The organism is Micromonospora sp. CA-240977, assembly GCF_050942285.1.
Taxonomy (GTDB): Bacteria; Actinomycetota; Actinomycetes; order Mycobacteriales; family Micromonosporaceae; genus Micromonospora.
Window position 1 is genome coordinate 3,184,411 of sequence record NZ_CP192055.1, and the last position, 24,448, is coordinate 3,208,858.

The 24,448-nt window shown below is 70.6% G+C and carries 21 protein-coding genes; 15 read left to right on the forward strand and 6 right to left on the reverse strand.

The annotated features are described in order from the left end of the window. Positions 1-61: 61 nt before the first annotated feature. Positions 62-3,538 (reverse strand): alpha-glucuronidase family glycosyl hydrolase, encoded by a 3,477-nt coding sequence (locus ACQPWW_RS14560; protein WP_433132968.1) that lies wholly within the window; start codon positions 3,536-3,538, stop codon positions 62-64. Positions 3,539-3,686: 148 nt separating this feature from the next. Beyond that, the gene (locus ACQPWW_RS14565) at positions 3,687-4,769 is read right to left on the reverse strand and encodes a LacI family DNA-binding transcriptional regulator (protein ID WP_433132970.1); all 1,083 of its coding nucleotides are present in this window, start codon (positions 4,767-4,769) and stop codon (positions 3,687-3,689) included. A 240-nt stretch (positions 4,770-5,009) separates the two neighbouring features. Here ACQPWW_RS14565 and ACQPWW_RS14570 point away from each other — a divergent pair, with 240 nt between their 5' ends. From ACQPWW_RS14570 to ACQPWW_RS14585, 4 genes are read left to right on the forward strand one after another with little or no spacing between them, the layout of a single operon-like run. Continuing rightward, the gene (locus tag ACQPWW_RS14570) at positions 5,010-6,230 is read left to right on the forward strand and encodes an extracellular solute-binding protein (protein WP_433132972.1); all 1,221 of its coding nucleotides are present in this window, start codon (positions 5,010-5,012) and stop codon (positions 6,228-6,230) included. Then, positions 6,227-7,339 (forward strand): ABC transporter ATP-binding protein, encoded by a 1,113-nt coding sequence (locus ACQPWW_RS14575; RefSeq protein ID WP_433132974.1) that lies wholly within the window; start codon positions 6,227-6,229, stop codon positions 7,337-7,339. The genes ACQPWW_RS14570 and ACQPWW_RS14575 overlap by 4 nt, the downstream gene beginning before the upstream one ends. After that, entirely contained in the window at positions 7,336-8,235 is a 900-nt protein-coding gene (locus tag ACQPWW_RS14580) for an ABC transporter permease (RefSeq protein WP_433132976.1), read from the forward strand. The genes ACQPWW_RS14575 and ACQPWW_RS14580 overlap by 4 nt, the downstream gene beginning before the upstream one ends. Further along, positions 8,235-9,122 carry an ABC transporter permease gene (locus ACQPWW_RS14585; RefSeq protein ID WP_433132978.1) on the forward strand — a complete coding sequence of 296 codons (888 nt, stop codon included), beginning with the start codon at positions 8,235-8,237 and terminating at the stop codon, positions 9,120-9,122. Before ACQPWW_RS14580 ends, ACQPWW_RS14585 begins: the two co-directional genes overlap by 1 nt. A 19-nt stretch (positions 9,123-9,141) precedes the next feature. On the opposite strand, the gene ACQPWW_RS14590 is transcribed toward ACQPWW_RS14585, so the two are convergent. After that, on the reverse strand, positions 9,142-10,725 hold the full coding sequence (locus tag ACQPWW_RS14590) for a gluconokinase (protein ID WP_433132980.1): 1,584 nt from the start codon (positions 10,723-10,725) through the stop codon (positions 9,142-9,144). Positions 10,726-10,866: 141 nt separating this feature from the next. Here ACQPWW_RS14590 and ACQPWW_RS14595 point away from each other — a divergent pair, with 141 nt between their 5' ends. Beyond that, positions 10,867-11,598 carry a hypothetical protein gene (locus ACQPWW_RS14595; protein ID WP_433132982.1) on the forward strand — a complete coding sequence of 244 codons (732 nt, stop codon included), beginning with the start codon at positions 10,867-10,869 and terminating at the stop codon, positions 11,596-11,598. Continuing rightward, a complete protein-coding gene (locus ACQPWW_RS14600; RefSeq protein WP_433132984.1) occupies positions 11,598-11,930 on the forward strand; it encodes a winged helix-turn-helix domain-containing protein in 333 nt (110 codons plus the stop codon). The genes ACQPWW_RS14595 and ACQPWW_RS14600 overlap by 1 nt, the downstream gene beginning before the upstream one ends. Positions 11,931-11,990: 60 nt before the next feature. Here the strand turns inward: ACQPWW_RS14600 and ACQPWW_RS14605 are convergent, their stop codons facing one another. The 3 genes from ACQPWW_RS14605 to ACQPWW_RS14615 all read right to left on the reverse strand — a co-directional run bounded on the left by ACQPWW_RS14605 (position 11,991) and on the right by ACQPWW_RS14615 (position 14,699). Further along, a complete protein-coding gene (locus ACQPWW_RS14605; protein ID WP_433132986.1) occupies positions 11,991-12,704 on the reverse strand; it encodes a hypothetical protein in 714 nt (237 codons plus the stop codon). A gap of 100 nt (positions 12,705-12,804) precedes the next feature. Beyond that, positions 12,805-13,467, reverse strand: coding sequence for a response regulator (locus ACQPWW_RS14610; protein WP_433132988.1), 663 nt, complete (start codon positions 13,465-13,467; stop codon positions 12,805-12,807). Beyond that, complete coding sequence (locus ACQPWW_RS14615; protein WP_433132990.1) at positions 13,464-14,699, reverse strand: sensor histidine kinase; 1,236 nt, start codon at positions 14,697-14,699, stop codon at positions 13,464-13,466. The genes ACQPWW_RS14610 and ACQPWW_RS14615 overlap by 4 nt, the downstream gene beginning before the upstream one ends. 144 nt (positions 14,700-14,843) lie before the next feature. Between ACQPWW_RS14615 and ACQPWW_RS14620 the strand changes: the two genes are divergently transcribed. The 9 genes from ACQPWW_RS14620 to ACQPWW_RS14660 all read left to right on the forward strand — a co-directional run bounded on the left by ACQPWW_RS14620 (position 14,844) and on the right by ACQPWW_RS14660 (position 24,443). Beyond that, a complete protein-coding gene (locus ACQPWW_RS14620; RefSeq protein WP_433132992.1) occupies positions 14,844-15,833 on the forward strand; it encodes a carboxymuconolactone decarboxylase family protein in 990 nt (329 codons plus the stop codon). Positions 15,834-15,842: 9 nt separating this feature from the next. Beyond that, complete coding sequence (locus ACQPWW_RS14625) at positions 15,843-16,289, forward strand: DUF6220 domain-containing protein (RefSeq protein WP_433132994.1); 447 nt, start codon at positions 15,843-15,845, stop codon at positions 16,287-16,289. Then, complete coding sequence (locus tag ACQPWW_RS14630; protein WP_433132996.1) at positions 16,286-18,028, forward strand: multicopper oxidase family protein; 1,743 nt, start codon at positions 16,286-16,288, stop codon at positions 18,026-18,028. Before ACQPWW_RS14625 ends, ACQPWW_RS14630 begins: the two co-directional genes overlap by 4 nt. A gap of 151 nt (positions 18,029-18,179) precedes the next feature. After that, positions 18,180-19,622, forward strand: coding sequence for a non-reducing end alpha-L-arabinofuranosidase family hydrolase (locus ACQPWW_RS14635; RefSeq protein WP_433132998.1), 1,443 nt, complete (start codon positions 18,180-18,182; stop codon positions 19,620-19,622). 149 nt (positions 19,623-19,771) lie between these two features. Next, positions 19,772-20,191, forward strand: a complete 420-nt coding sequence (locus ACQPWW_RS14640) for a VOC family protein (RefSeq protein ID WP_433133000.1) — start codon at positions 19,772-19,774, stop codon at positions 20,189-20,191. Between the two features lie 308 nt (positions 20,192-20,499). Beyond that, on the forward strand, positions 20,500-21,114 hold the full coding sequence (locus ACQPWW_RS14645) for a dihydrofolate reductase family protein (RefSeq protein WP_433133001.1): 615 nt from the start codon (positions 20,500-20,502) through the stop codon (positions 21,112-21,114). Positions 21,115-21,160: 46 nt separating this feature from the next. Then, on the forward strand, positions 21,161-21,835 hold the full coding sequence (locus tag ACQPWW_RS14650) for a DUF6891 domain-containing protein (protein WP_433133003.1): 675 nt from the start codon (positions 21,161-21,163) through the stop codon (positions 21,833-21,835). A gap of 123 nt (positions 21,836-21,958) precedes the next feature. Next, entirely contained in the window at positions 21,959-22,852 is an 894-nt protein-coding gene (locus ACQPWW_RS14655) for an SGNH/GDSL hydrolase family protein (protein ID WP_433133005.1), read from the forward strand. A gap of 151 nt (positions 22,853-23,003) precedes the next feature. Then, positions 23,004-24,443: a protein kinase domain-containing protein gene (locus ACQPWW_RS14660; RefSeq protein WP_433133007.1), complete on the forward strand. Its 1,440-nt coding sequence runs from the start codon at positions 23,004-23,006 to the stop codon at positions 24,441-24,443. Positions 24,444-24,448 lie beyond the last annotated feature (5 nt).

Consider the following 24,448-nt stretch of genomic DNA (forward strand, 5'->3'; position numbering starts at 1 on the left):
GGTGAACGCGTCCGGGCCCGTCCCCCACTGGGGGACGGGCCCGGACGTCGTCCGTCGGGCGTCAGCGGATGCGCTCACCCCGGCTCTCGATCCGGAAGTAGTCGAACGAGACGTCGAGGTCGGTGGAGGTGCCGGCCCGGTTGAAGGCCAGCAGCCCGGCCTTCGTCGGCTCGGCGTCCAACGTCGTGGAGCCGATGAAGCGGTAGACCTTCCCGTCGCGTGAGTAGTAGGCGCGGTAGGTGTCTCCGATCTTGGCGAGTCGCAGCCAGATGGCGCCGTCGGCCCCGACGATCCGCTGGGCGTCCGCGCCGGTGATCTCCACCGTCGACGTCGCGCCGTTCTGCTCGCGGAGCAGGACGATCCGCACCTTGTTGACTGCCGCTGTGGCGCTGCCCATCTCCCAGGCGAGCTTCACGTAGTTGTTGTCGTCGGCGTACCCGATGACGCCGCCCTGTTCGTTGTTGTTGGCCAGCGGGCGGGAGAAGACGATCCTGGATTCCGCGGTCCAGTCACCGTCGACGTCCTGGAGGGCCAGGTTCTTCGCGGTGTTGGTGGCGCCCTGCAGGTCACCCTGCTGCGCGGTGATGACAAGCGAGCCGTCGGCCAGTCGCCACCGGCTCTCGTCCGGTCGTACCCACTGCCACTGGGCGCCGAGCGGGGTCGCGCCGAACTCGTCGCTGCCCGTGCTCGTGGTGTTCAGGTCCACCGTGTAGACCGACGTCGCCGCGCCGTTCGTGACGGTGACCCGAGCCTGCCCGGTGGCGCTGTCCGCCTGCTCGACCGCGACGGTGGCGGCGGGATCGGCGGCAACGGCGGTGACCGTCGGCACCGCCGTGGTGCCGGCCGGCATGAGGGCGTTGTAGTGCAGCACCGTCGGTGCGAAGGAGCTCAGCGGCTCGCCGTCGACGCGCAGGCTCGTCAGCGTCGTGTCGGGCACCAGGTTGAAGACGTAGTTCTTCACCAGTGGGCCGAAGAAGCTCTCCGTCGTGACCTTGACGATCGCCTGCCCGGGAACGCTCGCCGCCTGGGACACGATCTGGTAGCGCGCCTTCCGGTCGGTCGTCCGCACCTTCGTGATGGTGGGCGAGCCGCCGGCCGGCACCGGAATGGTGTACGACGTGTCGGACAGGTTGAAGCCGCCGAACTCCGTACCGTTGACGACGATCTTCGCCGAGAGGGGCGCGTCGTCGACCGGGATGTCCCGCCCGCTGAACTCCTTCCAGTACGTCACCGACGTGTCCCGCCAGTCGGCGGCGTCCGCCTCGTGGACGGCCAGCTTGGCGCGTACCTCGGCGAACCGCCGCGCGTCGATGTCGGTCCCGAGCGTCTCCCAGGTCTCCCGCATCCAGGTCACGTACTGGACGCCCATCTGGTAGCGGTAGACCAGCTCGTCCCAGAACGTTCGGCCGCTGTCCATCCGATGGCCCCACGGCACGTGGTGGAACCACATCAGCAGGTTCTCCGGAACCGAGTCGATGTCCCCGTACCGCCGCTGGAGCCGGGGGAAGTACTGGGCGGCCAGGTTGCTGCCGGTCGGGGAGCGGTCGAAGCCGAGACCGACGCTGTCGGCCTGGTTGTAGTAGACCGGGCTCCAGTCGTCGCGGCCCGCCCAGTCGGCCGGGTCGGGGCGGTAGTGGGCGCCCTCGGCGAACTGGTGGCCGATGCCCAGCGGCGTCTGGTAGCTCACCAACGCCTCCCACGACCCCATCATCATCTTCCGGATGGTGTCGACGACACGACGGTCGTTGCTCCAGGTCATGCGGACCCAGTCCGTCGCGATGTCCGACGAGTCGAGCGTCCAGTCCCACGCCTGCCGGCCGAAGGCGAAGAGGTTCGCCTGGGAGAAGTGGTGCCCGGTCAGGTTGTCGGCGTTGCCGAGATTGGCGACACCGACGATCGCGGTGTCCCGATGGTGCTGGGCGGTCCCGTCGACGATGTCGCCGACCAGGCGCTCGCGCAGCAGCTTGCCGTGCTCGTCGGTCGCGTACGTGTCGGTCTTGAGGATCTCCTCGTACATCGGGCCGAGGTAGGTCAGCATCCAGTTCTGACCCGTGTACTCCTGCGTGACCTGGAGCTCCAGGGCCTGGTTGGTGTTCTCCATCCGGCCGAACATCGGATGGATGGGCTCCCGGGCCTGGAAGTCCAACGGCCCGTTCTTGGTCTGTAGGAACACGTTGTCGGCGAAGCGTCCTCTGGTGCCGTCCGGTTGGACCTCGTCGTCGATCGGCCCGAACTCCAGGTAGGCCCGCTTGAGCCGGTCGTTGTCGACCTCGGCGTTGTAGACGAACGTCCGCCAGTGGACGGTCATGCCGAGTGGCGCGACCGCCGCGCCGATGGCGTTGGCGCCGTCGCCGTGGTCGTACCCGAAGTCCTGTGGCCCGGGCTGGCCCTCCGAGTTGGCCTTCACCGTGAAGCCCATGAAGTCCGGGATGGCGGCCTGGATCTGCTGCGCCCGGCGCTGCCACCAGCCCCGGAAGTCGGCGCCGTACGGGTCGAGTTGGCTGTTGGTCAGCGTGTCCGGTGCGAACCGGCTGTCCGTGGGGGCGGTGTAGCGGATCGACAGGCCCAGCTTGATGCCGTACGGACGCAGGGCGTCGGCGAGGGCGGCCTCCTGCGCGATCCGCGCGCTCGTCAGGTACGCATTGTCGGCGTTGACGTTGTTGATGGTGATGCCGTTGATGCCGAGAGACGCCAGCGCGCGGGCCACGACGAGGTAGCGGTCGAGGATGACGGGCAGGTTGGCGCCGGCGCTCGCTCCGGTCGCCGCGAAGTTGAAGATCGCCCCGCTCTCCCCGTTCAACCCGCCCAGTCCGGAGGCGTTGTTGCCGGCGTAGAGGCGCTCGGTCTCCCAGTTGTTCAGCAGTCGATGCTTGATCTTCGGTGACTCCGCGACCCGGAGGTGGTCGATGGGCTTCTGCGTCTGCGCCAGCCGCAGGAAGGCGTAGGTCCCGTAGAGCGCGCCGAGGTGGGTGTTGCCGGCGATGACGGTGAACCGGTCCCTGCCGCGCGACAGCGAGCGGACGAGGTAGCCCTCGTCGCCGACAGTGGCCAGGTCGCGGGTCGGGATGAGGCGGCGCACGAGCGGCGAGCTTGCCGGCGTGCCCACCACGACCGCGCCGTCCGGGATCCGGTCGCCGCTGACCGTCGTCACGGGTGTCGTCCGGTCGAGGAGCCCGCCCAGGCCGCGCACCAGCTCGTCCCGGGCCGCGCCGAGCGTGGTCTCGGCGAGCTTCTCGGTGGAGCCGGGCGCCATGGCGAGGTCGGTCGTGTGCCGGTGGACCCGATTGGTGTCGGCGTTCTCGACAACGATCGTCGTGACGGTGCGGCGGTAGTCGCGCAGCAGCTTCGCGTCGCTGACCGGCACGTATCGCAACCACAGGTCGGAGCCGCTGTAGTCGTCCGGCGACTGGGCCGCGGTGGCGGGGGTGGTGGCGACGGCGGGGGTGGTGGCGACGGCGAGGGTGGCCGCGACAGTGGCGAGCACCGTGCCGAGCACGGTGAGGACTCGCCGCAGCCTGGGCACCGAACCTCGGTTCATTGCCTTCTCCTCTGTTGTCCGCTCGAGACGTCGATGGACCCGTCTCCCGATCGCGGTGACGTGGCTGGATGGGCGGTGTGCCGATGGTGAACGGGGCGTCCCGGACTGGGCAACGAGTTGTCGTTTCTTGTCGCGGGGCCGGGCGCCCTCACCACAGGTGCGCCGCCGGGTGGGGCGTCGGTCGCTGGCGCGCCCACGGCTGTCGTGCCCGACCCGGGTTCGGGTTGCGGGCGGCCGTCGAGTCGCGGACCACGAGGCGTACCGGAAGGACCATCGGTCGACCGGTGTGCCCGGGTGCCCCCTCGATCATCGTGAGCAGGTGTCGGGTCGCGGCCGAGCCCTCCGCGTAGAGGGGCGCCGCGACAGTGGTCAGCCCGGGTGTGACGAGGTCGGCCGCGACGATGTTGTCGAAACCCACGATGCTGACGTCGCCCGGAATGTCGACGCCCCGCTTGCCGAGACCGCGGATGAGGCCGATCGCCATCTGGTCGTTGAAGGCGAGCACGGCGGTTGCCGGCCGGGCGCACAACTCCTCGGCGGCCCGTTCGCCGCCCGCGATGGTGGGGCTGAAGGGGCCGATCTGGCGTACCTTGATCTCCAGCTCCATGCCGGCCTCGAGCAGCGACCGCCAGCGGATGCCGTTGGGCCAGGAGGCCTCCGGCCCGGCGACGTACGTGATGTGGTCGTGCCCCAGCTCACCGAGGTGTTCGACGGCCCTCCGGACACCCCTAGGGTTGTCCGTCACGACGCAGGGCACGTCGGCGATGGCGCGGTTGAGGACCACCACCGGTCGCTGCTTGGCGAACATCCGGATGGCCGAGTCGGACATCCGGCTGCTGCCCAGCACGATGCCGTCGACTGTCGACATGGTGCGTTCGACCGCCGCCCGTTCCAGTCGGTCGGACTCCTGGGCGTCGATAAGCACTGTGGTGTATTCGCCGTCCGTCGCCGCCTCCTGCACGCCGCGCACGATCTCGGCGTACACCGGGTTGGTGATGTCGGCGATGACAAGCGCGATCATGTGCGTGCGGGCCGTGCCGAGGGTGCGTGCCAGCGGGCTGGTCCGGTAGCCCAGCCGCTCGGCGACCTGCCGGACCCGCTCGGCGGTCTCGGAGTTGACGCGGCTCGGCCTGGAGAAGGCGCGGGACACGGTGGACGGTGAGACGTCGGCTTCGATCGCGACGTCGTAGATCGTGACCCTCTTGTCGGGCGGCCTGGTGTGGTCGGGCATCTGCATGCTCCTCCCGGCTACGCGCCGTGATCATGGTATGACGGCGGTGAGTGCTCGGCAATGCCCTCGCAACAAACCGGTGCCACTCACGCATTCACGCGAGGAAATACATGGCAACCCGTTGCCGTCGCGCCCCGCCGGCTGCCTGAATGCCTCAGGGATGGCGCGTCCTGGCGACCCCACCTGAGCACGACGTGGACCTACCTGGCCGGCCCGGGTAGTCGATGAAGGGAACAGCTCATGGGTATGACGCGGCGCGGCGCTCTCCTGGTCACGGCATCGTCGCTCATCGTGGGCACCGTCGGGTGCGGAGCACCGGACGGTCCCGGCAAGGCCACCGGCGACACCACGGGCGAGGTGCCGCAGCGGCCCGGTCGGGCCGTGCCGCTCAATGTCCTCGACGTTGCCGGCAACCTACAGCTCACCCAGGGGATGATCGACGACTTCGTCGCCAAGAACCCCGACGTGATCTCCCGGGTGACCTATTCGAAGGCGCCGGCACCGGAGCTGGCCGGCAAGATCAAGGCTCAGCAGGGCGCGGACCGGGTGGACATCGGTCTCGTGCTGACCGGCGTCGACGGGCTGGCGGCGGGGATCGAACAGGGGCTCTGGCTCGACCTGTTGCCGACGTTCCAGGACCGCCTCGGCGGCATGCGCGACTACCTGGAACCGGCCGCGGCGATGCAGCAGCTCGCCGGCAACGCCGGCGTCACTGTCACCTACTACCCGTCCGGCCCGCTGCTGGAATACCTGCCGGCCCGCCTGGCCGCGCCGCCGACCACCGCGGCGGCCCTGCTCGCCTGGGCCAAGGCCAACCCCAAGAAGTTCCAGTACGCCCGGCCGGCCAACTCCGGCCCCGGTCGAACGTTCCTGATGGGGTTGCCCTACATCCTGGGCGACGCCAATCCCAAGGATCCCACCGCGGGGTGGGACAAGACCTGGGCCTTCCTCAAGGAGCTCGGTCAGTACGTGGACTACTACCCGTCCGGCACCACCGAGACGATGAAGAACCTCGCCAACGGCACGGCTCACCTGATCGTCAGCACGACCGGCTGGGACATCAACCCCCGGGTGCTGGGCACGGTGCCGAAGGAGGCCAGGATCGCCACGATCGAGGGCTTCCACTGGGTCACCGACGCGCACTACGCCGTGCTGCCCAAGGGCGTCTCGACCGACACCCAGGCGGCGGTGCTGGCCCTGCTGGCGTTCATGCTCACTCCCGAACAACAGGCCAAGGCGTACGACGAGGGCTACTTCTACCCGGGCCCGGCGGTGCGGGACGTCGGGCTCGCCTCGGCGCCGCAGAAGAGCCAGGACGCGATCCGGGAGTACGGCCGCCCCGAGTACGACGCGCTGATCGCCGGCAACCCGACCGAGGTGCCGCTCGACGCGAAGAGCCTCGTCGCCGCGTTCAACAGGTGGGACCGCGAGATCGGCGGCGGGAAGGTCAAGCAGGGATGAGTGCCTTCTCCCACCTGCGGTTGGACGGGGTGTCCCGCCGGTTCGGCGGCCAGGACGCGCTCACCGACCTGGACCTCACCATCGGGACGGGCGAGTTCATCGCCCTGCTCGGCCCGTCCGGCTGTGGCAAGTCGACAGCCCTGAACTGCCTGGCCGGGCTCCTGCCGTTGACCCGGGGGAGCATCTGGCAGGACGAGCGGCGGATCGACACCCTGCCGCCGGAGCGCCGGGGCTTCGGCATGGTGTTCCAGAGCTACGCCCTCTTCCCACACCTGACGGTACGGGCGAACATCGCCTTCGGGCTGCGCATGCGGCGGCTGCCGAAGGAGGAGACGCGCCGGCGTACGGCGGAGGCGGTGCGGCTGGTGCGGCTCGAGGACCACGTCGACAAGCTGCCCGGTCAGCTGTCCGGTGGTCAGCAGCAACGCGTCGCCATCGCCCGCGCCGTCGTGTTCGAGCCGTCGCTGGTGCTGATGGACGAGCCGTTGAGCAACCTCGACGCCAAACTGCGGCTGGAGATGCGTACCGAGATTCGCCGGCTGCACCAGTCGCTGGGGCTCACCACCGTCTACGTCACGCACGACCAGGAGGAGGCGCTCTCCCTGGCCGACCGGCTGGTGGTGCTGCGGGAGGGGCGGGTCCAGCAGATCGGGTCACCACGCGAGTTGCACACCCGGCCGGCGAACTGGCACGTCGCCGACTTCATGGGCTACCGGAACCTGTGGCGGGGCCGGGTCGTGCGGCGCGACGGCACCAGGGCCACCGTCGAGTCGTCCGGTCAACGCCTGCTCGGCGAGGCCGTCGGCGACCCTGCCAACGGCGCGGACGTGGTGGTAGCGGTACGTCCCGAGGACATCCGCGTCGACGGGGCCGGGGGGACCGCCAACGCCCTGTCGGCGACCATCGAGGTGGTGGAGTATCAGGGCCGCGAGTTGGCGGCCGAGGCGCGTACCGACACGGGCCAGTCGCTGCACCTGCGTACCGAGCAGCGGATCGCGCCCGGTGACCAGGTCAAGCTCGCCATCGACCCGCAGCGGCTGCTTGTCTATCCCGCCGGCGCGACAGCGGAGACCGACCGCCTCGCGGACGCCTCGGCGGCGACCCGGTGAGCGCCGCCGGACCCGGCCGACCGGTGGCGCACTGGCAACACCGTCTCGCCGAGCGGGGCATCGACCGTCAGCTCATTCTGTTGGTCCCGGCGCTGGTCTTCGTCATCGCCCTGTTCCTCTACCCGTTCTTCTACGGGTTGACGCTCTCGTTCCAGCCGACCGACGGCGGGCCGTTCAGCGACTACGCCCGGTTCTTCTCCGACGCCTACGAGCGGGGCACGATCTGGATCACGCTGCGGATCGCGCTCCCCGCCGCGCTCCTGAACGTCCTCGCCGCCGTGCCGATCGCCTACCGGATGCGCGGCCGGTTCCGGGGCAAGCGGTTGGTCACCACGCTGCTGGTCGTGCCGATCACGCTGGGCACCGTCCTCACCGCCCAGGGGCTGCTGAACTTCCTCGGCCCGACCGGTTGGTTCAACCGGATCCTGCTCGCCACGAACCTCGTCGACGAGCCGGTACGACTGACGCACAACTACTGGGGTGTGTTTTTCTCGCTGGTGATCACCGGGTTTCCGTTCGCGTTCCTGCTGGTGCTCTCCTACCTCTCCGGGATCGACCCGACCCTGGAACGGGCGGCCGCGACGTTGGGGGCGGACTGGCGTCGGCGGTTCACGCGGATCACCCTCCCGCTGCTGATGCCGGGTCTGGCCACCACCTTCTGCCTGACGTTCGTGCTGGCGTTCAGCGTGTTCCCGTCGGCCGTCCTGGTCGGCAACCCGGCCGGTGAGACCCGGGTCATCTCCCTCGCCGCCTACCAGGCGGCGTACGAGCAGTACGACTACCCGTACGCGTCGGCGATCGCAATGATCATGGGATTCGTCGAGTTGGTCGTCATCGCGGTGGTGCTTGCCGCGCGCAGTCGTTTCTACACCGGCGCCACCGGAGGCAAGGGCTGATGGCTTCGATCACGCAGGCGCCACCGGCGCGACCTCCCGCCACCGACGACCGGCGTCGGCGCGTCACCGCCCGGCCGGCCGCCTGGATCGTGTGGGGCGTCGTCATCTTCTTCTTCCTCAACCTGCTGGGCGTCGTGGCGTCCGTGCTGGTCAGCTCGTTCGGCAGGCGCTGGTTCGACACCTGGCTCCCGGACGGCTACACCACCAACTGGTACGGGCGGGCCTGGGACGAGTTCGCGCTGCTCCAGGTCATCGTCGTGACACTGGAGGTCTCCGTACTCGTCGTGGGCCTCTCGCTGCTGATCGGTGTGCCGGCGGCCTACGTCCTCGCCCGGCGGTCCTTCCCCGGCAAGCGGCTGACCTTCCTCGTGTTCCTGCTGCCCATCCTCATGCCCCCGATCACGTACGGCATCCCGCTGGCGACAGTCCTCTACAAGTTCGGGCTGGCCGGGCACATGTCCGGGGTCGTGCTCGCCAACCTCGTACCATCGGTGCCCTTCGTCATCCTGACCATGACCCCGTTCATCGAGCAGATCGACCCGCGGATCGAGAGCGCCGCGCGGATGTGCGGCGCGGGTCTGCGCACCGTGTTCCTCCGCGTCCTCACGCCGTTGCTCGTGCCGGGCATCCTCGCCTCCGCGATCCTCGTCCTCGTCCGGACCGTCGGCATGTTCGAGCTCACCTTCCTGACCGCGGGTCCCGACTCGCAGACCCTCGTCGTGGCGCTCTACTACTCGATGTCCGCGTCCGGCATCAGGGCGCAGCAGTCGGTCGACGCCATGGCGGTCATCTACACCTCGATGATGCTCGTGCTGCTCGTCGTCGCGCTGCGCTACGTCAACCCGACCCAGCTCGTGGCCCAGGTCAAGGAGGACCCCGAGCACTGACGCCGGGCGGCTGGCCCGGTCAACCGCCCACCACGTCCCGGAGCCCCGTGGTGGCCCGCCAGTCAACGCCCGGGCCGGCCGCCACCTCGTCGAGGATCTCGCCCATCCGGCCCGCGATCGTGCGGAGCGCGGGCAGCTTCCCGCGCAGGCCGCGATAGGTGGTGGCAAGGGTCGGGTCGACAGCGACCGGCTCGGTGCGGGCGCCCTCGGGATCGAGCAGGGCGACGGCCCCCTTGAGATCGGCGGCGAGGCCGATCGCGAAGAGCCCGAGCGCGGCCGCGCCGAGGGCGGCGTCGTCGTCCTCGCCCGCCACGTGGGTCGGACAGTCCAGGACCGCGGCCATCACCGCACGCCACAGCGGATGACGAAAGGCGCCGCCGGCCAGCCGCACGCTGCTGATCGGCGTCAGCTCGGCCAGGCGGTCACGGACGCCGCCGAGTTGCAGGCACACACCCTCCAGCGCGGCGCGCACCAGGTGACCTCGGGAGTGCTCGCCGCGCAACCCCAGGTACGCGCCCGGCGGGCCACATTCTTCCTCCGGGCCCCGGTCGGCCAGCAGATAGGGCAGCATCACCAGTCCGTCGCTTCCCGGGGCGATCCGTTCGGCGAGGGCCAGGAGCCCTGGCGCGCCGAACTGGTCATCGGACGCCGGGCGAAAGTCGGGTTCGAGGACACTGCCGGCCCACCACACGACGTTGCCGCCGTTGTTGACCGTCTCGCCGACCACCCACGCGTCCTCGGTCAGCGCAGCGCAGGAGAAGGTCTCCGCCGGGTCGACGAGCGGAGCCGCGACGACCGTCCGCAGGGCCCCGGTGGCCGCGAGCGTCAGACCGGCGACGGTGCTGTCGATCGCCGCCATGCCCAGGCTGCTGGACGGACCGTCACCGGCGCCCACGACGACAGGTGTGCCGGACGGCAGGCCCACTGCCTGGCCGGCCGCCGAGGAGAGCCGCAACACGCCAGTTGTGGGCAGGACCGCTGGCAGTTGGCTGCCGGACACCCCGACGAGGTCGAGTGCGTCAGCGCTCCACACGCGCCGATGGACGTCGAACATGCCGGTGCCGGACGCCGACGACAGCTCGGTCACCAACGTCCCGGTCAGCCGATGGACCAGGTAGTCCTTCAGGCCGATCCACCACCGCGTCGCGGCGCAGAGGTACGGCTCGTGGCGGGCGAACCAGATGAGCTTGCAGAGCGGGCTTCCCGGGTGCACGGGCGAGCCGGTAACCCGGTGCAGCTCCCGGCTCTGGCCGGAGACCCGCAGGTCGCGGGCCACCTCCGCGGACCGCGTGTCACGCCCCGTCAGCAGCGGCGTCACCGGGCTGAGCGTCGTGTCCAGCCCGATCACGCCGTACCTGGGGGAGCTGACCGCGACGGCGACGACCTCCGCCCCGGCGGTGTCGGCGACACACGCGGACACCGCCGCCAGGGTGGCCGCCACCAGCACGTCGGGGTCCTGCACATGCCAGCCGGGCAGCGGTTGGAGCAGCGGGTACGCCCGCGTCCGCACGTGTCGGGCAGAGCCGTCCAGCGCGAACGCGCCCGCCCGCACGGCGGTGGTGCCCACGTCGACCCCGAGGATGACACGACGCTCCGGCCCCATGAGCACATGGTCGAGCGGTGTTTGGCGGGCGGGCAAGCGGTTGCGCGCAGTTGTCGCGGCGGGTCCCCGTCCCCGCACGGACCACGAAAGAGTGTCCGGCGCTCTCTTGCGCAGTTAGGTCTGTAATGCAAAGCTAACTTCATGACAGATGAGCCTGTTCCTCAGACGGGCAGCCCGCACGAACTGCTGGCGTCCGTGCGTGAGCTGACGCGCCGGGTCCGGGTCGCCCAGCGCGGCACCTGGTTCCCGCTGTTGGTCTTCGCGACGATCACCCTGGTAGCGATCCCCGTCTACCGGTACGCCCCCTACCTCGACGTCTTCGGCACCTGCCGATCCCGCCCGCAGCACACGGTCTGCCTGGCGCCCAACCCGGTGGAGCTCGGGTACTGGACAGTCGCGCTGCTGCTCGCCTACGCGGCGATCGCAGCCTTCTACATCAGGCAGTCCCGACGGCGCGGCGTGGGCACCCCCATCCGCCCCTACGTCGTCGTCGGCGTCGCGTTGGCCGTGCTGATGACAGCCGTGTCGATCTGGTTGACGTTCCACCCGCTCCTTCCCCAGCCCGCCGACCCCTTCTCCACCGACCCGGTGCAGATCGAGGTCGGGCCGGCCGCGTGGCTCGTCAACGGGCTGGCCAGTCCCCTGGCGACGATCGGGCTGGCGCTGCTGGTGCTCGCCTGGGTCGAACGCCACTGGGCGCTGCTGGCGTACACCCTTGTCTACCTGGCGATCGGGATGGCGCAGGGCAACCAGGTAATTCACTCGTCGTCGCCGTGGTTCTTCCTGCCGCACCTGCTCGTCCCGGCGGCGGTGCTGCTCGTGGGCGCCGCCGCCTTCGCCCTGTTCCGGCCGACCCCCGCGGTTCGCGCGTGATGACCGATCACCCCGCCAACGGCCTCGACGACGTCGTCCACCAGCGCGTCCGGCTCGGCATCATGGCCATCGCGCACCAGGGCCGCCAGGTCGAGTTCGGCTTCCTCCGTACCACCCTGCAGCTGACCGCCGGTAACCTCGGGCAGCACCTGACGGTCCTTGAGAAGGCCGAGCTGATCCACATCGAGAAGGGCTACGAGGGCAAGCGCCCGCGCACCTGGGTCACCCTCACCGCCGCCGGTCACGCCGCCCTGCGCGACGAGATCGCCCACCTCAAGCGACTCATCCAGGAGGTCGAACAAGCGGAAACACCGCCGACCGGCGACCGGTGACCGGCGGGCAGCCGACGCGCGGACCCGACCGACGCCCCGATCAGGAGCGCCCGAGGGTGCTCAGACCAGGAAGTTCTCCCGCATCTTCGCGCCGAGGTTGATCCCACCCACCACCCGGGGGCCGGCCGGGTCGTGCACGTCGAAGGTGTTGTTGCGGCGCATCAGTTCCCGCACCGACGGCGGCAGCCGGGGCGGATCGTCCATGGCGGCGAGAACCTTCCCGGCGGTCGTGATCAGTCGATCGGCAAGCGCGGCAGCATCGGTGTCCACCCGCACCCGGCCGTACTCCCAGCCCGCGGTGGTGAGGTCGAGCACCTCGAACACCCGGGTCAGGAGCGGATTCGGATCGGTCACCCGGTCGAGCCGGGGAGCGCGGCTGCCGAGCACCGCGACGGCGGCGGCCACCTGGGCGTACGGGTAGAAGCCGGACGGCAACGCGAACAGCGGCCACCGCAGCGCGGGCCCGGCCTCCCGCCACAGCGGCCGGTAGTTGCGGCGGTGCACGAGCAGCCGCCGGCCCGTCCGCCGGTGGATCTCCTGTGCCTGGGACTGCAGGTCCACGTGCGCCTCGTCGGCGACCTGACCCACGATCTGGGCCGCCACCACCAGGCCGTCGTCGCTGTCCAGGGTGGTGGTGAGCGCATCGACCTGCTCGGTGAACCGGATCTGCGCGTGGACGCCGTAGCGGTGCTGCACATCGCGGAGCAGCGCCTGCTGTCGTCCCGGATCGAGCTGGACCCGCCTACCGCCCAGCAACCGCCGGAGCCAACGCATGTCGCCTCGTTTCAGCAGAGCCGTCGTCGGACGGCGGCAATGCTAGTGCGTCGGCCCCACCCCGTGTGTCGACGGGTGCCCCCGCCGCCGCGGCCGGCGATCATCGACGACGAGGCGTGATCAAGCCCGACTCGTACGCCCACACGACGAGCTGGGCGCGGTCGCGGCAGTGCAGCTTCGTCATCGCCCGATTGACATGTGTCTTGGCGGTCAACGGACTGATCACCATGCGCAGGGCGATCTCGTCGTTGCTCAGCCCGTTGCCGACCAGCTCGACGATCTCCCGCTCGCGCGCGGTGAGCACACCGCGTCCGGCCGCCGGTTCGGCCGGCGGCGGACCGGACACGAACTCGCTGATGAGCGTCCGCGTGACGGCCGGCGCGAGCAGTGCGTCGCCGCGCGCCACGACCCCGACGGCCTGCAACAGGTCCGCGGGGTCCGCGTCCTTCAGGAGGAAACCACTGGCACCCGCGCGCAGGGCGGCGAACACGTAGGAGTCGAGCCCGTAGTTGGTGACGATGAGGACGTGGACCGCGGCGAGGTCCGGATCGGCGGCGATGCGGCGGGTGGCTTCGATGCCGTCGAGCCCCGGCATCTGCACGTCCATGAGCACCACGTCCGGGCGCAGGCGTCGCGACAGGTGGACGGCGGCGGCACCGTCGCCGGCCTCGCCGACGACCTCCAGGTCGTCCTCCGCGTCGAGCAGGGCCCGGAAACCGGCCCGCATCAGCGCCTGATCGTCGGCGAGCAGAACCCTGATCATGCCGGCTCCTCCCTCCGGTCGGCACCGCCACGACCCGTGCCGGACCGTGCTGGCTGGACCTCGCGCGGGGCGTTCGGTCGTGCCGGCTCCGTCGGGGACCGAGCTGTTCGGACGCCGGGGCCGTCCAGCGGGAACGTGGCCCGTACCGTGAATCCGCTGTCGCTGCCGGCGGCGGCGTGCAGCGTGCCGCCCAGCCCGGTCACCCGTTCCCGCATGCCGCGCAGGCCCACGCCGGGTGTCACCGGGTGGGCCGGTGAAGCCAGGCCGTCGTCGGCGACCGAGACGGTGAGCTGCGTCGGGGCGTACTCGACGTGGACGTGCGCGGTGGCGGGGCCGGCGTGGCGGGCGACGTTGGTCAGCGCCTCCTGGACGACGCGAAACCCGGCCTGGTCGACCTCGGCGGGCAGGTCCCCGGCCTCACCGGTGACTGTGACGTGCACCGGTACGCCGGCGGCCCGGGTCCGCTCGGCGAGCTCGTCCACCCGGGCCAGCCCGAGCCGGTCCTCGTCGGCGGGGGAGCGCAGAACGTCGAGCGTGGTGCGCAGCTCCCGCATCGCGGCGCTGCTGGCCTCCTGGATCGCCAGCAGCGTGGCCGACGGCTCCTCGCCGTGCTTGCGGGCGAGGTGCACCGCGATCCCGGCCTGCACCTTGATCACGGAGATGCTGTGGGTCAGGGAGTCGTGCAGGTCGCGGGCGATGCGCAGGCGTTCCTCCCCGGCACGACGCAACGCCATCTCCTCGCGGGTGCGTTCGGCCTCGATCGCCCGCTGCTCGACCTGTTCCAGGTACGCGCGGCGCTGCCGCGCGACGAGCCCCGCCACGTTGGCCGCCACGAACCAGCCAAGCAGCAGGGGCGTGCGCTCGACGACCAACTGGCCGGCGGGCGCCATCGAGATGTCCCGGGCCAGGAACCCACCGAGGAAGACCAGGCTGGCGACCGCGGCGGCTGCCCGCTGCCCCCGCCAGGCGGCGACGTAGACGGCTGCGAGCACCGGAAACGCGGCGGACACCCCCGGATGCACCCGGAGGTGCAGGGCCAGCATGGCGGCGGTCACCACGCCCACCGCCGCCGCCGGGTACCGCCGGCACACCGCCAGGGCGACCGACATGGCCAGGACGAGGGCGACGTCGACCGCGCCAACCGCCGCGGCGTCCGGCACGAGCGCGGCGTTGCCGAGCAGGAGGCCGCCGAGGGCGAGGCCACTGAGGGCGTACGGCAGATCTCGACGCATGTGTCGAAGGGTAGAACGGGCCGTCCGCACCGGGCATCCACCGCCCGCGGTAGGAGGGCGTACCGCGGACGCGGTAGCGGCAGCCGGCCGAGTGCCTGCGACGGCACGACGTTTTCCCGGCGCGTCGAGGCCAGCATCGAGACCATGACATACCGCTTCTTCACTCCAGTGAAAGCCTCGGCCGCTACCGGCCTGACCGCGGCGGTCTACCGGCAGATGTCGGACGACTTCCTCGGCCCACTGCCCACCTTCCAAGTGCTCGCGGCCGTGCCGGAGGTGCTGGCCGCGACCTGGGCCCTGATGCGGGAGGCCCTGCTCGCCGGGAACGCCTCCCGGGTCGACCGGGAACTCGTCGCGGCGACGGTGTCCCGGGCCAACCGCTGCCAGTTCTGCGTCGACGCCCACGCGATGCTGCTGCACGCCCTGGGCGAGCCGAAGCTCGCCGAAGCCGTCGTGCGGGACGGGATCCCCACCGAAGCGCGGCACGCGGAACTCGTCGCCTGGGCGCGGGCGAGCCGCAGCCCCAGGGCCACCGACTGGACCAGCCCGTACCGCCCCGAGGTCACCGGCACCCTGCTCGCCTTCCACTTCATCAACCGGGTCGTGTCCGCCCTGCTCGATCCCGATCTGCTCCCCGGCGGCCTGCAACGGTCCCCTCTGGTGCGGTCGGTCGGTGGCTGGTTCTCCGCCCGGACGGCCCGGGAACCGAAGGAGGCCGGCCGGAGTCTCGCGCTCCTGGACGCCGGCACGACGGCGTCACCCGCCTGGGCGGGAGACAGCCCGGTGGGCGTCGCCTACGCGGCCCTGACGGACGCCGCCACGCGGGGCGGGGACCTGCTGGGCGACGTGGCCCGACAGACCGTCACGGCCACCGTGCGGTGGGAGGACGGGCGGTTCCCGGCCCGGCCGGCGGACTGGGCCGTCGACCTGGTCCGGGACGTGCCGGGCAGGGACCGCGTCGGAACACGGATCGCCCTGCTGGCGGCGTTCGCACCGAGCGCGATCAGCGTCGGCGACGTCGGTCTCTGGCGGCTCTCCCATCCCGCCGACGCCGACCTCGTACGGCTTGTCGCGTACGGGGCGATCACGGCCACCGATCACGTCGCCCGGGCACTGGCCTCGGCGCACCTCTAGGAGATCCCTGTGCGTAAGGCATTCGTCATCATCAGCGCCCTGTTGCTCGTCGCGTTCGTCCTGCAGTTCGTCTTCGCCGCCGTCGGCGGGTTCACGAGACCCGCTGCCGACGGCGCGTACGCCCTGCACAGCGTCAACGGGATGGCGGTCATCCCGGTGCTCACCCTGCTCACCGCGCTGTTCGCGGCACTGGCGAAGGCGCCGGGACGGCTCGTCGCACTGGCGCTCCTGCCGATCGGCCTCGTCGTCCTGCAGGCGCTCATCGCCATGCTCGCCACCGCGTCCACGGACGCCGCGGGCGTCAGCACCCCGCTCGGCCTGACCATCGGTGGGTTGCACGCCGTCAACGGAATCATCGCGGTGCACGTCGTGGTCGGCGTTCTCCAGGCGGCGCGAAAGCTGGCGGCGCCGGTCGACGCCGCTCCCGTGCCGGTCCGCGCGGGCGAGCCGGTATGACCACCGGCTCGCTGCTCGTTGTCGATCTCGTGCTCGCGGTCCTCGCGGCAGCCGGTTGGCTGGGCGGCGGCGCGGCGGCGGCCGTCCGACGCCGTCCGCTCGCCCTGGCGCTGGCGGCCGTCGCCCTGCTCGCCACGCTCGCCCGCGCGGTCACGATCACCGCGCTCGCTCGCGCCGGCTGGTGGTTCGCGGCGGAGAAGGTCCTCGTCACCGCCCCGCTGTCACTCGCGGCGGTGGCCGTGGCCGGGCCGCGGTTGCTTCGGGTCCCGCGCGACGTCCGGGCCGTCGCGGTCCGGCTTCTCTTCGCCGGGTACGCCACGAGCAGTGCCCTGTTCGTGACGGTCCTGCACGGCTATCCGGCGTCGGCGGGCGCGGGACTGCTCGCGGTCGCCGCAACCGTCGCGGCGACGGCCGTGTCGTGGCGGGCTCTCGGCGCGCGTTCGTCCCGGGCGATCTCCCGGGTGGCCCTCGTGGTGGCGGTCGGGGCGTTGGTGACCGGGACCGGGTTGACCGTCGTCCCGGCTGCCGCGCCCGCCGTACCCCATGATCATCAGTATCGGAACGCGCGGACCACCGACGAACCGACGCGGCGGTTCACCCTGACGGCCGGGACCGCCACGGTGCGCGTGAGTGGCCGAGACGTCGCGGCCTGGGCGTTCAACGCGCAGGTACCCGGGCCGGAGTTGACCGCCACCGTCGGCGACGTGGTGGAGGTGACGCTGCGCAACCGGGACGTCGGGCGAGGCGTGACGCTGCACTGGCACGGGTACGACGTGCCGAACAGTCAGGACGGGGTGCCGGGCGTGACGCAGGCCGCGGTGCTGCCCGGCCAGGAGTTCGTCTACCGGTTCCGCGCCGACCAGGCCGGGACGTACTGGTACCACACGCATTCGGTCTCCGACGTCGGCGTGCGGATGGGCCTCTACGGAGTCCTCGTGGTCCGCCCGGGGCCGGTGGCCGCCGGCCTCGACGTCACGGTGCCGGTGCACACGCTGGCGGGCGGGTCGTTGCCCGCACCAAGAACCGAGCGTGTCGAGGCGGGCAGCCCCGTACGGCTGCGGCTGATCAACACCGACAGCACGACGCACCGCTACGCCCTGGCCGGGACCGCGTTCCGGGTCGCCGCGATCGACGGGGTCGATCTGCGAGGCCCGACGTCGCTCGTGGACACCGCCGTGCTGATTCCCGCCGGGGGCCGCTACGACCTGGTGTTCACCGCACCAGCCACGCCGGTGGCGTTGCTCGTCGACGGACGGGTGGTCTACTCGACCGGGCCGGTGTCGACGCCGACGGGTGACTGGCCGGTGCTGGATCCGCTCACCTACGGCGCTGCCGCCGCGGTGCCGTGGTCCCGGTTCGACAGGCACTTCACACTGGTTCTCGATCGTGGTCTCGACCTGCACGACCTGCTCCCGCGCTACGCGCACACCGTCAACGGCGCGGCCGACCCGGACATCCCGCCGCAGGTCGTGCGACTCAATGACGCCGTCCGGTTCACGATCGTCAACCGGTCCCCGACCGTGCACCCGTGGCATCTGCACGGTCACCACGTCCTGGTGCTGTCGCGCGACGGGAGGCCGGCGACCGGAAGTCCGTTGTGGCTGGACTCGTTCGACGTCCGACCGGGGGAGGTGTGGGAGGTGGCGTTCCGGGCCGACAACCCGGGAGTGTGGGCCAACCACTGCCACAATCTGGCGCACGCCGACGCCGGCATGACGCTGCACCTCATGTACTCGTGACCCACGCCAGAAATCGAAACCCGTGAGTTCGAGGTTGAGGGTATGGGAGCGCTCCCGTAACATACCTGTCGCGGCCTGTTAACGCTCACAACGCGACCACGCCAGCGATCACCGCCAATGCATGGCCGCCGCCCATCCAGGAAGGTGCTCTATGACCAGATCCAGATACACAAATGTCGGTCTGGCGTCGGCCGGCGTCGCCCTACTCGTCTCGACGACTGTCGTCGCAGCGCTGCCGGCCGGCGCCGCGGCGGCGGGCTGTTCGGTCAACTACGCAGTGCCGTCGCAGTGGCAGGGCGGATTCAGCGCCAACGTGTCGATCACCAATCTGGGTGATCCACTGACCGGCTGGACGTTGACGTGGTCCTATGCCGCCGGGCAGACGGTCACCCAGGCGTGGAGCACCGCGTTGACGCAGAGCGGCTCCGCGGTCACCGCGGCGAACGTGAGCTACAACGGTTCGGTCGCTACCAACGGCACTGTGTCGTTCGGGTTCAACGGATCCTGGACGGGCAGCAACCCCGCGCCGACGAGCTTCGCGCTGAACGGGGTGGCGTGTACCGGTAACCCGGTGACGCCGCCCCCGACGACGACGCCGCCGCCGACCACCCCACCGCCGACGACCCCACCGCCGACCACCCCACCGCCGACCACCCCACCGCCGACGACGCCGCCGCCGAACGGCTGCGACCTACCGTCGTCGTACCGGTGGTCGTCGACAGGCTCGTTGGCGACCCCGAAGTCCGGGTGGGTGTCGCTGAAGGACTTCACGGTGGCCCCCTACAACGGCCAGCAGTTGGTCTACGCCACCACGCACGACTTCGGGACCAGGTGGGGTTCGATGAACTTCGGCCTGTTCACGAACTACTCGCAGATGGCCTCGGCGAGTCAGAACGGGATGAGCTCGGGAACCGTCGCGCCGTCGTTGTTCTACTTCGCGCCGAAGAACATCTGGGTGCTCACCTACCAGTGGGGTGGGCCGGCGTTCTCGTACCGGACCTCGAGTGACCCGACCAACCCGAATGGCTGGTCGGCGGCGCAGACGTTGTTCAGCGGCAGCATCACGGGTTCGGGTACGGGTCCGATCGATCAGACGGTGATCGGTGACGGTACGAACATGTACCTGTTCTTCGCCGGGGACAACGGCAAGATCTACCGGGCCAGCATGCCGATCGGGAACTTCCCGGGCAGCTTCGGCAGCAGCTACACGACGATCATGAGTGACACGACGAACAACCTGTTCGAGGCTCCGCAGGTGTACAAGCTGCAGGGTCTGAACAAGTACCTGATGATCGTCGAGGCGATCGGTTCGACGGGTCGGTACTTCCGCTCGTTCACGGCGACCAGCCTGAACGGTTCGTGGACGCCGCAGGCCGCGTCGCAGAGCAACCCGTTCGCGGGTAAGGTCAACAGTGGTGCGACCTGGACCAACGACATCAGCCACGGTGAGTTGCTGCGGACCAGCGCCGACCAGACGATGACGGTCGACGCCTGCAACCTGCAGTTGCTCTACCAGGGTCGTTCGCCCAGCTCTGACGGCGTCGACTACGGCCTCCTGCCGTACCGGCCGGGTCTGCTGACCCTGCAGCGCTAACCTGCCTGACCGCGAGGCGGGCGGGCTCGGCGAATGCCGAGCCCGCCCACTCGTGCGCCGGCCGGGCACCGGCTCGGAGGTTTCAGCCCGATGCTGGCGGGAAGCCCGTCGCCGCCCATGCTGTCGACGCAGGCGACGAAGAGGTGACCATGACCTTGGCCAACCCGGCTCCCGACTATTTCGAGCCCGAAGACGGCATGTTTCTCGCCACCCTGCTCATCGTCCGTGACATAGACCGGTCGCGAGAGTATTACGAGCGGGTCTTCGGCGCGACGTGCGTCCACGACGCGAACCCGCTGATCATGAGATTCTTCAACAGCTACATCATCATCAACGTCGAGGGTGGGCCGACGGACGACAAGCCGATGGTGCAGGCCAAGGCTCCGGTCGACGCCAACACGTTGAGCTGCGCGATGAATGTCCGGGTCCGCGACATCCGGAAGCTGTACACGGAGTGGAAATCCCGTGGCGCGGATTTCATCACCGAACCGAAGGACCACGGCACGGAGATCCGTTGCTATCTCCGCGACCCCGACGGCTATCTCGTGGAGATCGGTCAGGGCCTCTAGTGCTCCGGTGACACCTCGCGATCTGGCCCGGTGCAGTCAGCGGCTCGTCATCCGCTGTGGCTGGCCCACCAGGTCGATGTGCTGGTGAGCGGTATACCTCAGAGGTATGAATATGACTCTGAGGTATACCGCTCTTTACCGCATCCGCCGACCCACGGAGGCTACCGACCGTCACCGCCGGCCGCCGGCCCTCCGCCCGCCACGGGAGCGAAACGCCGAAGTCCGCCTCGGGGCGGACGCTGGCGGGAGAGTTTGGGATGATGCGCCGGTCCACCTGCGACATCACCTGAGCTGAAGGGATTCCCGCGATGGCAAAGGTCATCTCCACGCTGTTCATCTCGGCCGACGGTGTGGCCGAGATCGACCCCGACTGGCACTTCCCGTACTTCGACGAGAACATGGGTCGCGCCGTCACCGAGGACTATGAGACCGCCGACGTGCTGCTCATCGGCCGTGAGACCTACGACAGCTTCGCCGGCGCGTGGCCCGGCCGGGAGGCCGCCGGCGGGGAGGACGCGCCGTTCGCCAAGCAACTCGGAGACGTCCGCAAGGTCGTCGTCTCGCGCCAACCGCTGACGTTCTCCTGGCGCAACTCCGAGCTGATCGCCGGTGATCTCGTCGATGCCGTCAGGTCGCTCAAGGCCGATGACGGGGTGCGCGGCATCCTCATCCCCGGGTCCATCTCCGTCGTGCAGCAGTTGCTGGCCGCGGGGCTGGTCGACGAGCTGCGCCTGCTGGTGCACCCGGTGGCGGCGCGGAAGGGCCGCAAGCTCTTCGACGAGGGTGACCAGGCGTACCACCTGCAGGTGCTGGCGACCGAGACGTTTCCGACGGGCGTGCTCCGCGTGATCTACGCGCCCGGCGCGGCACCCGGAAAGGCCGGCTACGACGACGTCAAGGACCAGGTGCAGGCCGGGCGGTAGATCAGCGTCGCGGGGAACGTCGTAGGCTCGTGTGACGATCGTCGCCGTGACTGGATGGACGTACAACGACCGCCCCGAGGGAGCCCGGTTCCTGACCGATCGGATCCCCGAGGCGGGTCGCAGGGCGATCGAGGACGAGCTCTGGGCCTGGATCGTTCGTGGTGAGAGCGACGCCGACGAGTTCGTCGACTTCTTCGACGACGACGAGGAGCGTTGCGGCGCGACGGACGAGGAGCTCGTCGCGGCGTACGAGGCGGCGTCGGCCGTTCGGCGGGCGCAGCAGCGGGGGTGGGGTGAGGTGCGCGGCAATCTCACCCGCGCCTTCGCCGACCTCAACGAGCTGGGCGTGTTGGCCCGGGAGAACTTCAGCTGCTGTGGCAGCTGCGCGAGCGCCGAGATCCATGACGAGCGGGACGACTCCCGACACTGGCACGGCTATCTCTGGTACCACCAGCAGGACACCGAGTCGTTGCTCGCGAGCGACGACGGAGAGGTCTACCTCGGCTACGGCGCCTACCCGCCTGTCGACTTCGACGAGGTCGCCTACGCCGAGCTGACCGAGGCCGACAAGCAGGCCCGCTACCAGGCCGACCTGGAACGGCTGCTTGATGACATCGTGTTCCCGGTCCTGCGCGAGCACGGCATGCGGGTCGAGTGGAACCGCGAGCAGTCCCGGCGGGTCCGGGTCACCGGCGCCCAGTGGTACGCGCCACTGGTCTGAGCGCCACCGCGCCGTCCCACACCTCGGAACACCATTTAGTGAGGTCCATCGATATTGACGCGCGGCGTCGGCGGCGACAGGATCGCGGCACCACCACCCCCGGTGATCCCTCTGGGAGGCGTCATGACCCGTCCCCGCCTGCCCCGCCTGCGGGCAGCCGCTCGGTTGGCCGCACTCACCCTGGCCGCCGCCGGCGTGCTGCTCACCGTCGCCACACCCGCCAGCGCCGCCGTCCCCGCCGGCCGGTACGTCGCGCTGGGCGACTCGTACGCCGCCGGTCCGCTCATCCCCACCCAGGTCGACCTGAACTGCCTGCGCTCCAACCGCAACTACCCCTCGCTGGTGGCCGCCGCCGCGGGCTCGTCGTCGTTCGCCGACGTGAGCTGCTCCGGCGCCACCACCGACGACATCCTCTACGGTGGCAGCGGCCAGTTGGGCAGCTCGCTGCCACCGCAGCTCAGCGCTGTCACGTCCACCACGGCGCTGGTGACGGTGCAGATCGGCGGCAACGACATCGGCTTCTCCGGCATCATCGGCGACTGTGCGGAGGCGAGCCTCAGCAGCCCGCTCGGGTCGCCGTGCAAGAACCGTTACACCGCCGGAGGCGTCGACCAGTTGCAGGCGCGGATCGTCGCCGCCACGCCGAAGGTGACCGCCGTGTTGCAGGCGGTCCGCCAGGCCGCGCCGGGCGCGCGGGTCGTGGTCCTCGGGTACCCGGCGATCCTGCCGGACACCGGTTACGGCTGCTGGCCGGTCGTTCCGATCGCCTACCAGGACGTGCCGTACCTGCGCGGCATCGAGAAGTCGCTCAACGCGATGTTGGCGAGCGTCGCGTCGGCCAACGGCGCCACCTACGCCGACGTCTACGCCCCGTCCATCGGGCGCGACGCGTGCAAGAGCAGCAGCACCCGGTGGATCGAGGGGCTGGTGCCACAGAACTCGGCCGCCCCCTTCCACCCGAACGCCCGGGGCGAGCAGGGCATGGCAACCGCCCTGCTCGCTCGGCTGAACAGCTGACCGTACCCGCGCTCGGTGGAGCCGGCCCTGTCCCTGGCGGTGGGGCCGGCTCGCGGCGGATCAGGTACTCCCGGCACCCCGACGCCGACCTGGGACCCGGACGACGTCGCGCGGTGCTTGAGATGGCGTGGTCCGGGGTACCGAAAGTGTCATGCCGATTGTGGGGGAAGTCGTCGGAGGCCGTTATCGCCTGGTCGAGAGCATCGCCAGCGGTGGAATGGGTGACGTCTGGCGGGCGGTCGACGAAACCCTGGACCGCTGCGTGGCGGTCAAGATGCTGCAACACCGGCTGGTCACCGACGCGGGCTTCGGCGAGCGGTTCCGTCGCGAGGCCCGGGCGATGGCGGCCCTGCGTCACCCGGGTATCGCCCAGGTCTACGACTACGGCGAGGTGTCCGGGCCCGACGCGCCGGCCCTCGCATACATCGTGATGGAGTGTGTGCAGGGACAGCCGCTGTCGGAGCGGATCGCCGAGTTCGGCAGGCTGGACGCGGCCGAGACGATGTCGATCGCCGCGCAGACCGCCCGTGCGCTCCAGGCCGCACACGACGCCGGCGTCGTGCACCGCGACGTCAAGCCCAGCAACCTGATCATCGAGCCGGACGGGCATGTCGTGCTCGTCGACTTCGGCGTCGCGGTGACCCAGGAGGCGGCGAGCCTGACCGGTACGAACCAGGTCGTCGGCACCGCCCTCTACATGGCGCCCGAGCAGGTCGTGCGGAACGAGACCACGCCGGCGATCGACATTTACGCGCTGGGGGCCGTCGTCTACCACTGCCTCGCCGGTAGGCCCCCGCACCAGGGCGAGAACGCCCTCGCGGTGGCGCTGCGGCATCTCGAAGAGGAGCCGCCACCACTGCCCGAGGACGTGCCGGCGGAGGTCCAGCGGCTCGTCGCCACCGCGATGGCCAAGGATCCCGCCCGTCGCTTCCCGACCGCGGCGGCGATGGCAACGTCGGCGCAGACGCTCGGGGATCCGTCCGGCCAGTTGCTGCGGACCGCCGTGGCAGCGCCGGTCGGGGCGCCGGCCGAGCGTACCGAGGTCCTGCGGTCGGTCGGCGGCGCGGCGAAGCGGTCGGGCGGTCCCGGCCCGAAGGTGCTCGCGGTGCTGCTCGGGTCGCTGGCCGCCGCGGCCGCCGTGCTGGTGTTCGCCGATCCCACCGGGATGATGCCGGGCCGGACCGGGCAACCGTCGAAACCACCCACGGTGTCGAAAACGCAGCCGTCGCAACGCGAGCCCGGCCCCGGCGTCGGCGTCGGCGTCGGCGTCGGCGGCGGTGCACCGGCCACCCGCGGCTCTGCCAGCCTGCCGGTCAGCGCGCCCGGGTCGCCGACTCCGACGCCCACCAGTGGTTCGGCCGGCCAGTCGACGCCGCCCGGCGGGAGCACCGGCGGCGCGTCCAAGCCCACGCCGTCCGAGAACGCGCCGGCGGACCCGACGACAGCGCCGGCGGGTGAACCGACGGCGGCGCCGACCGAGACCTCCCCGGAGGAACCCGAGGAGGAGTCCGAGGAGCCAGCGGCGGATCCGACGAAGGAGCCGTCGACCGAGGAGTCGGCGGCACCGGAGACGGCCGCCCCGCAGGTCTGACGACA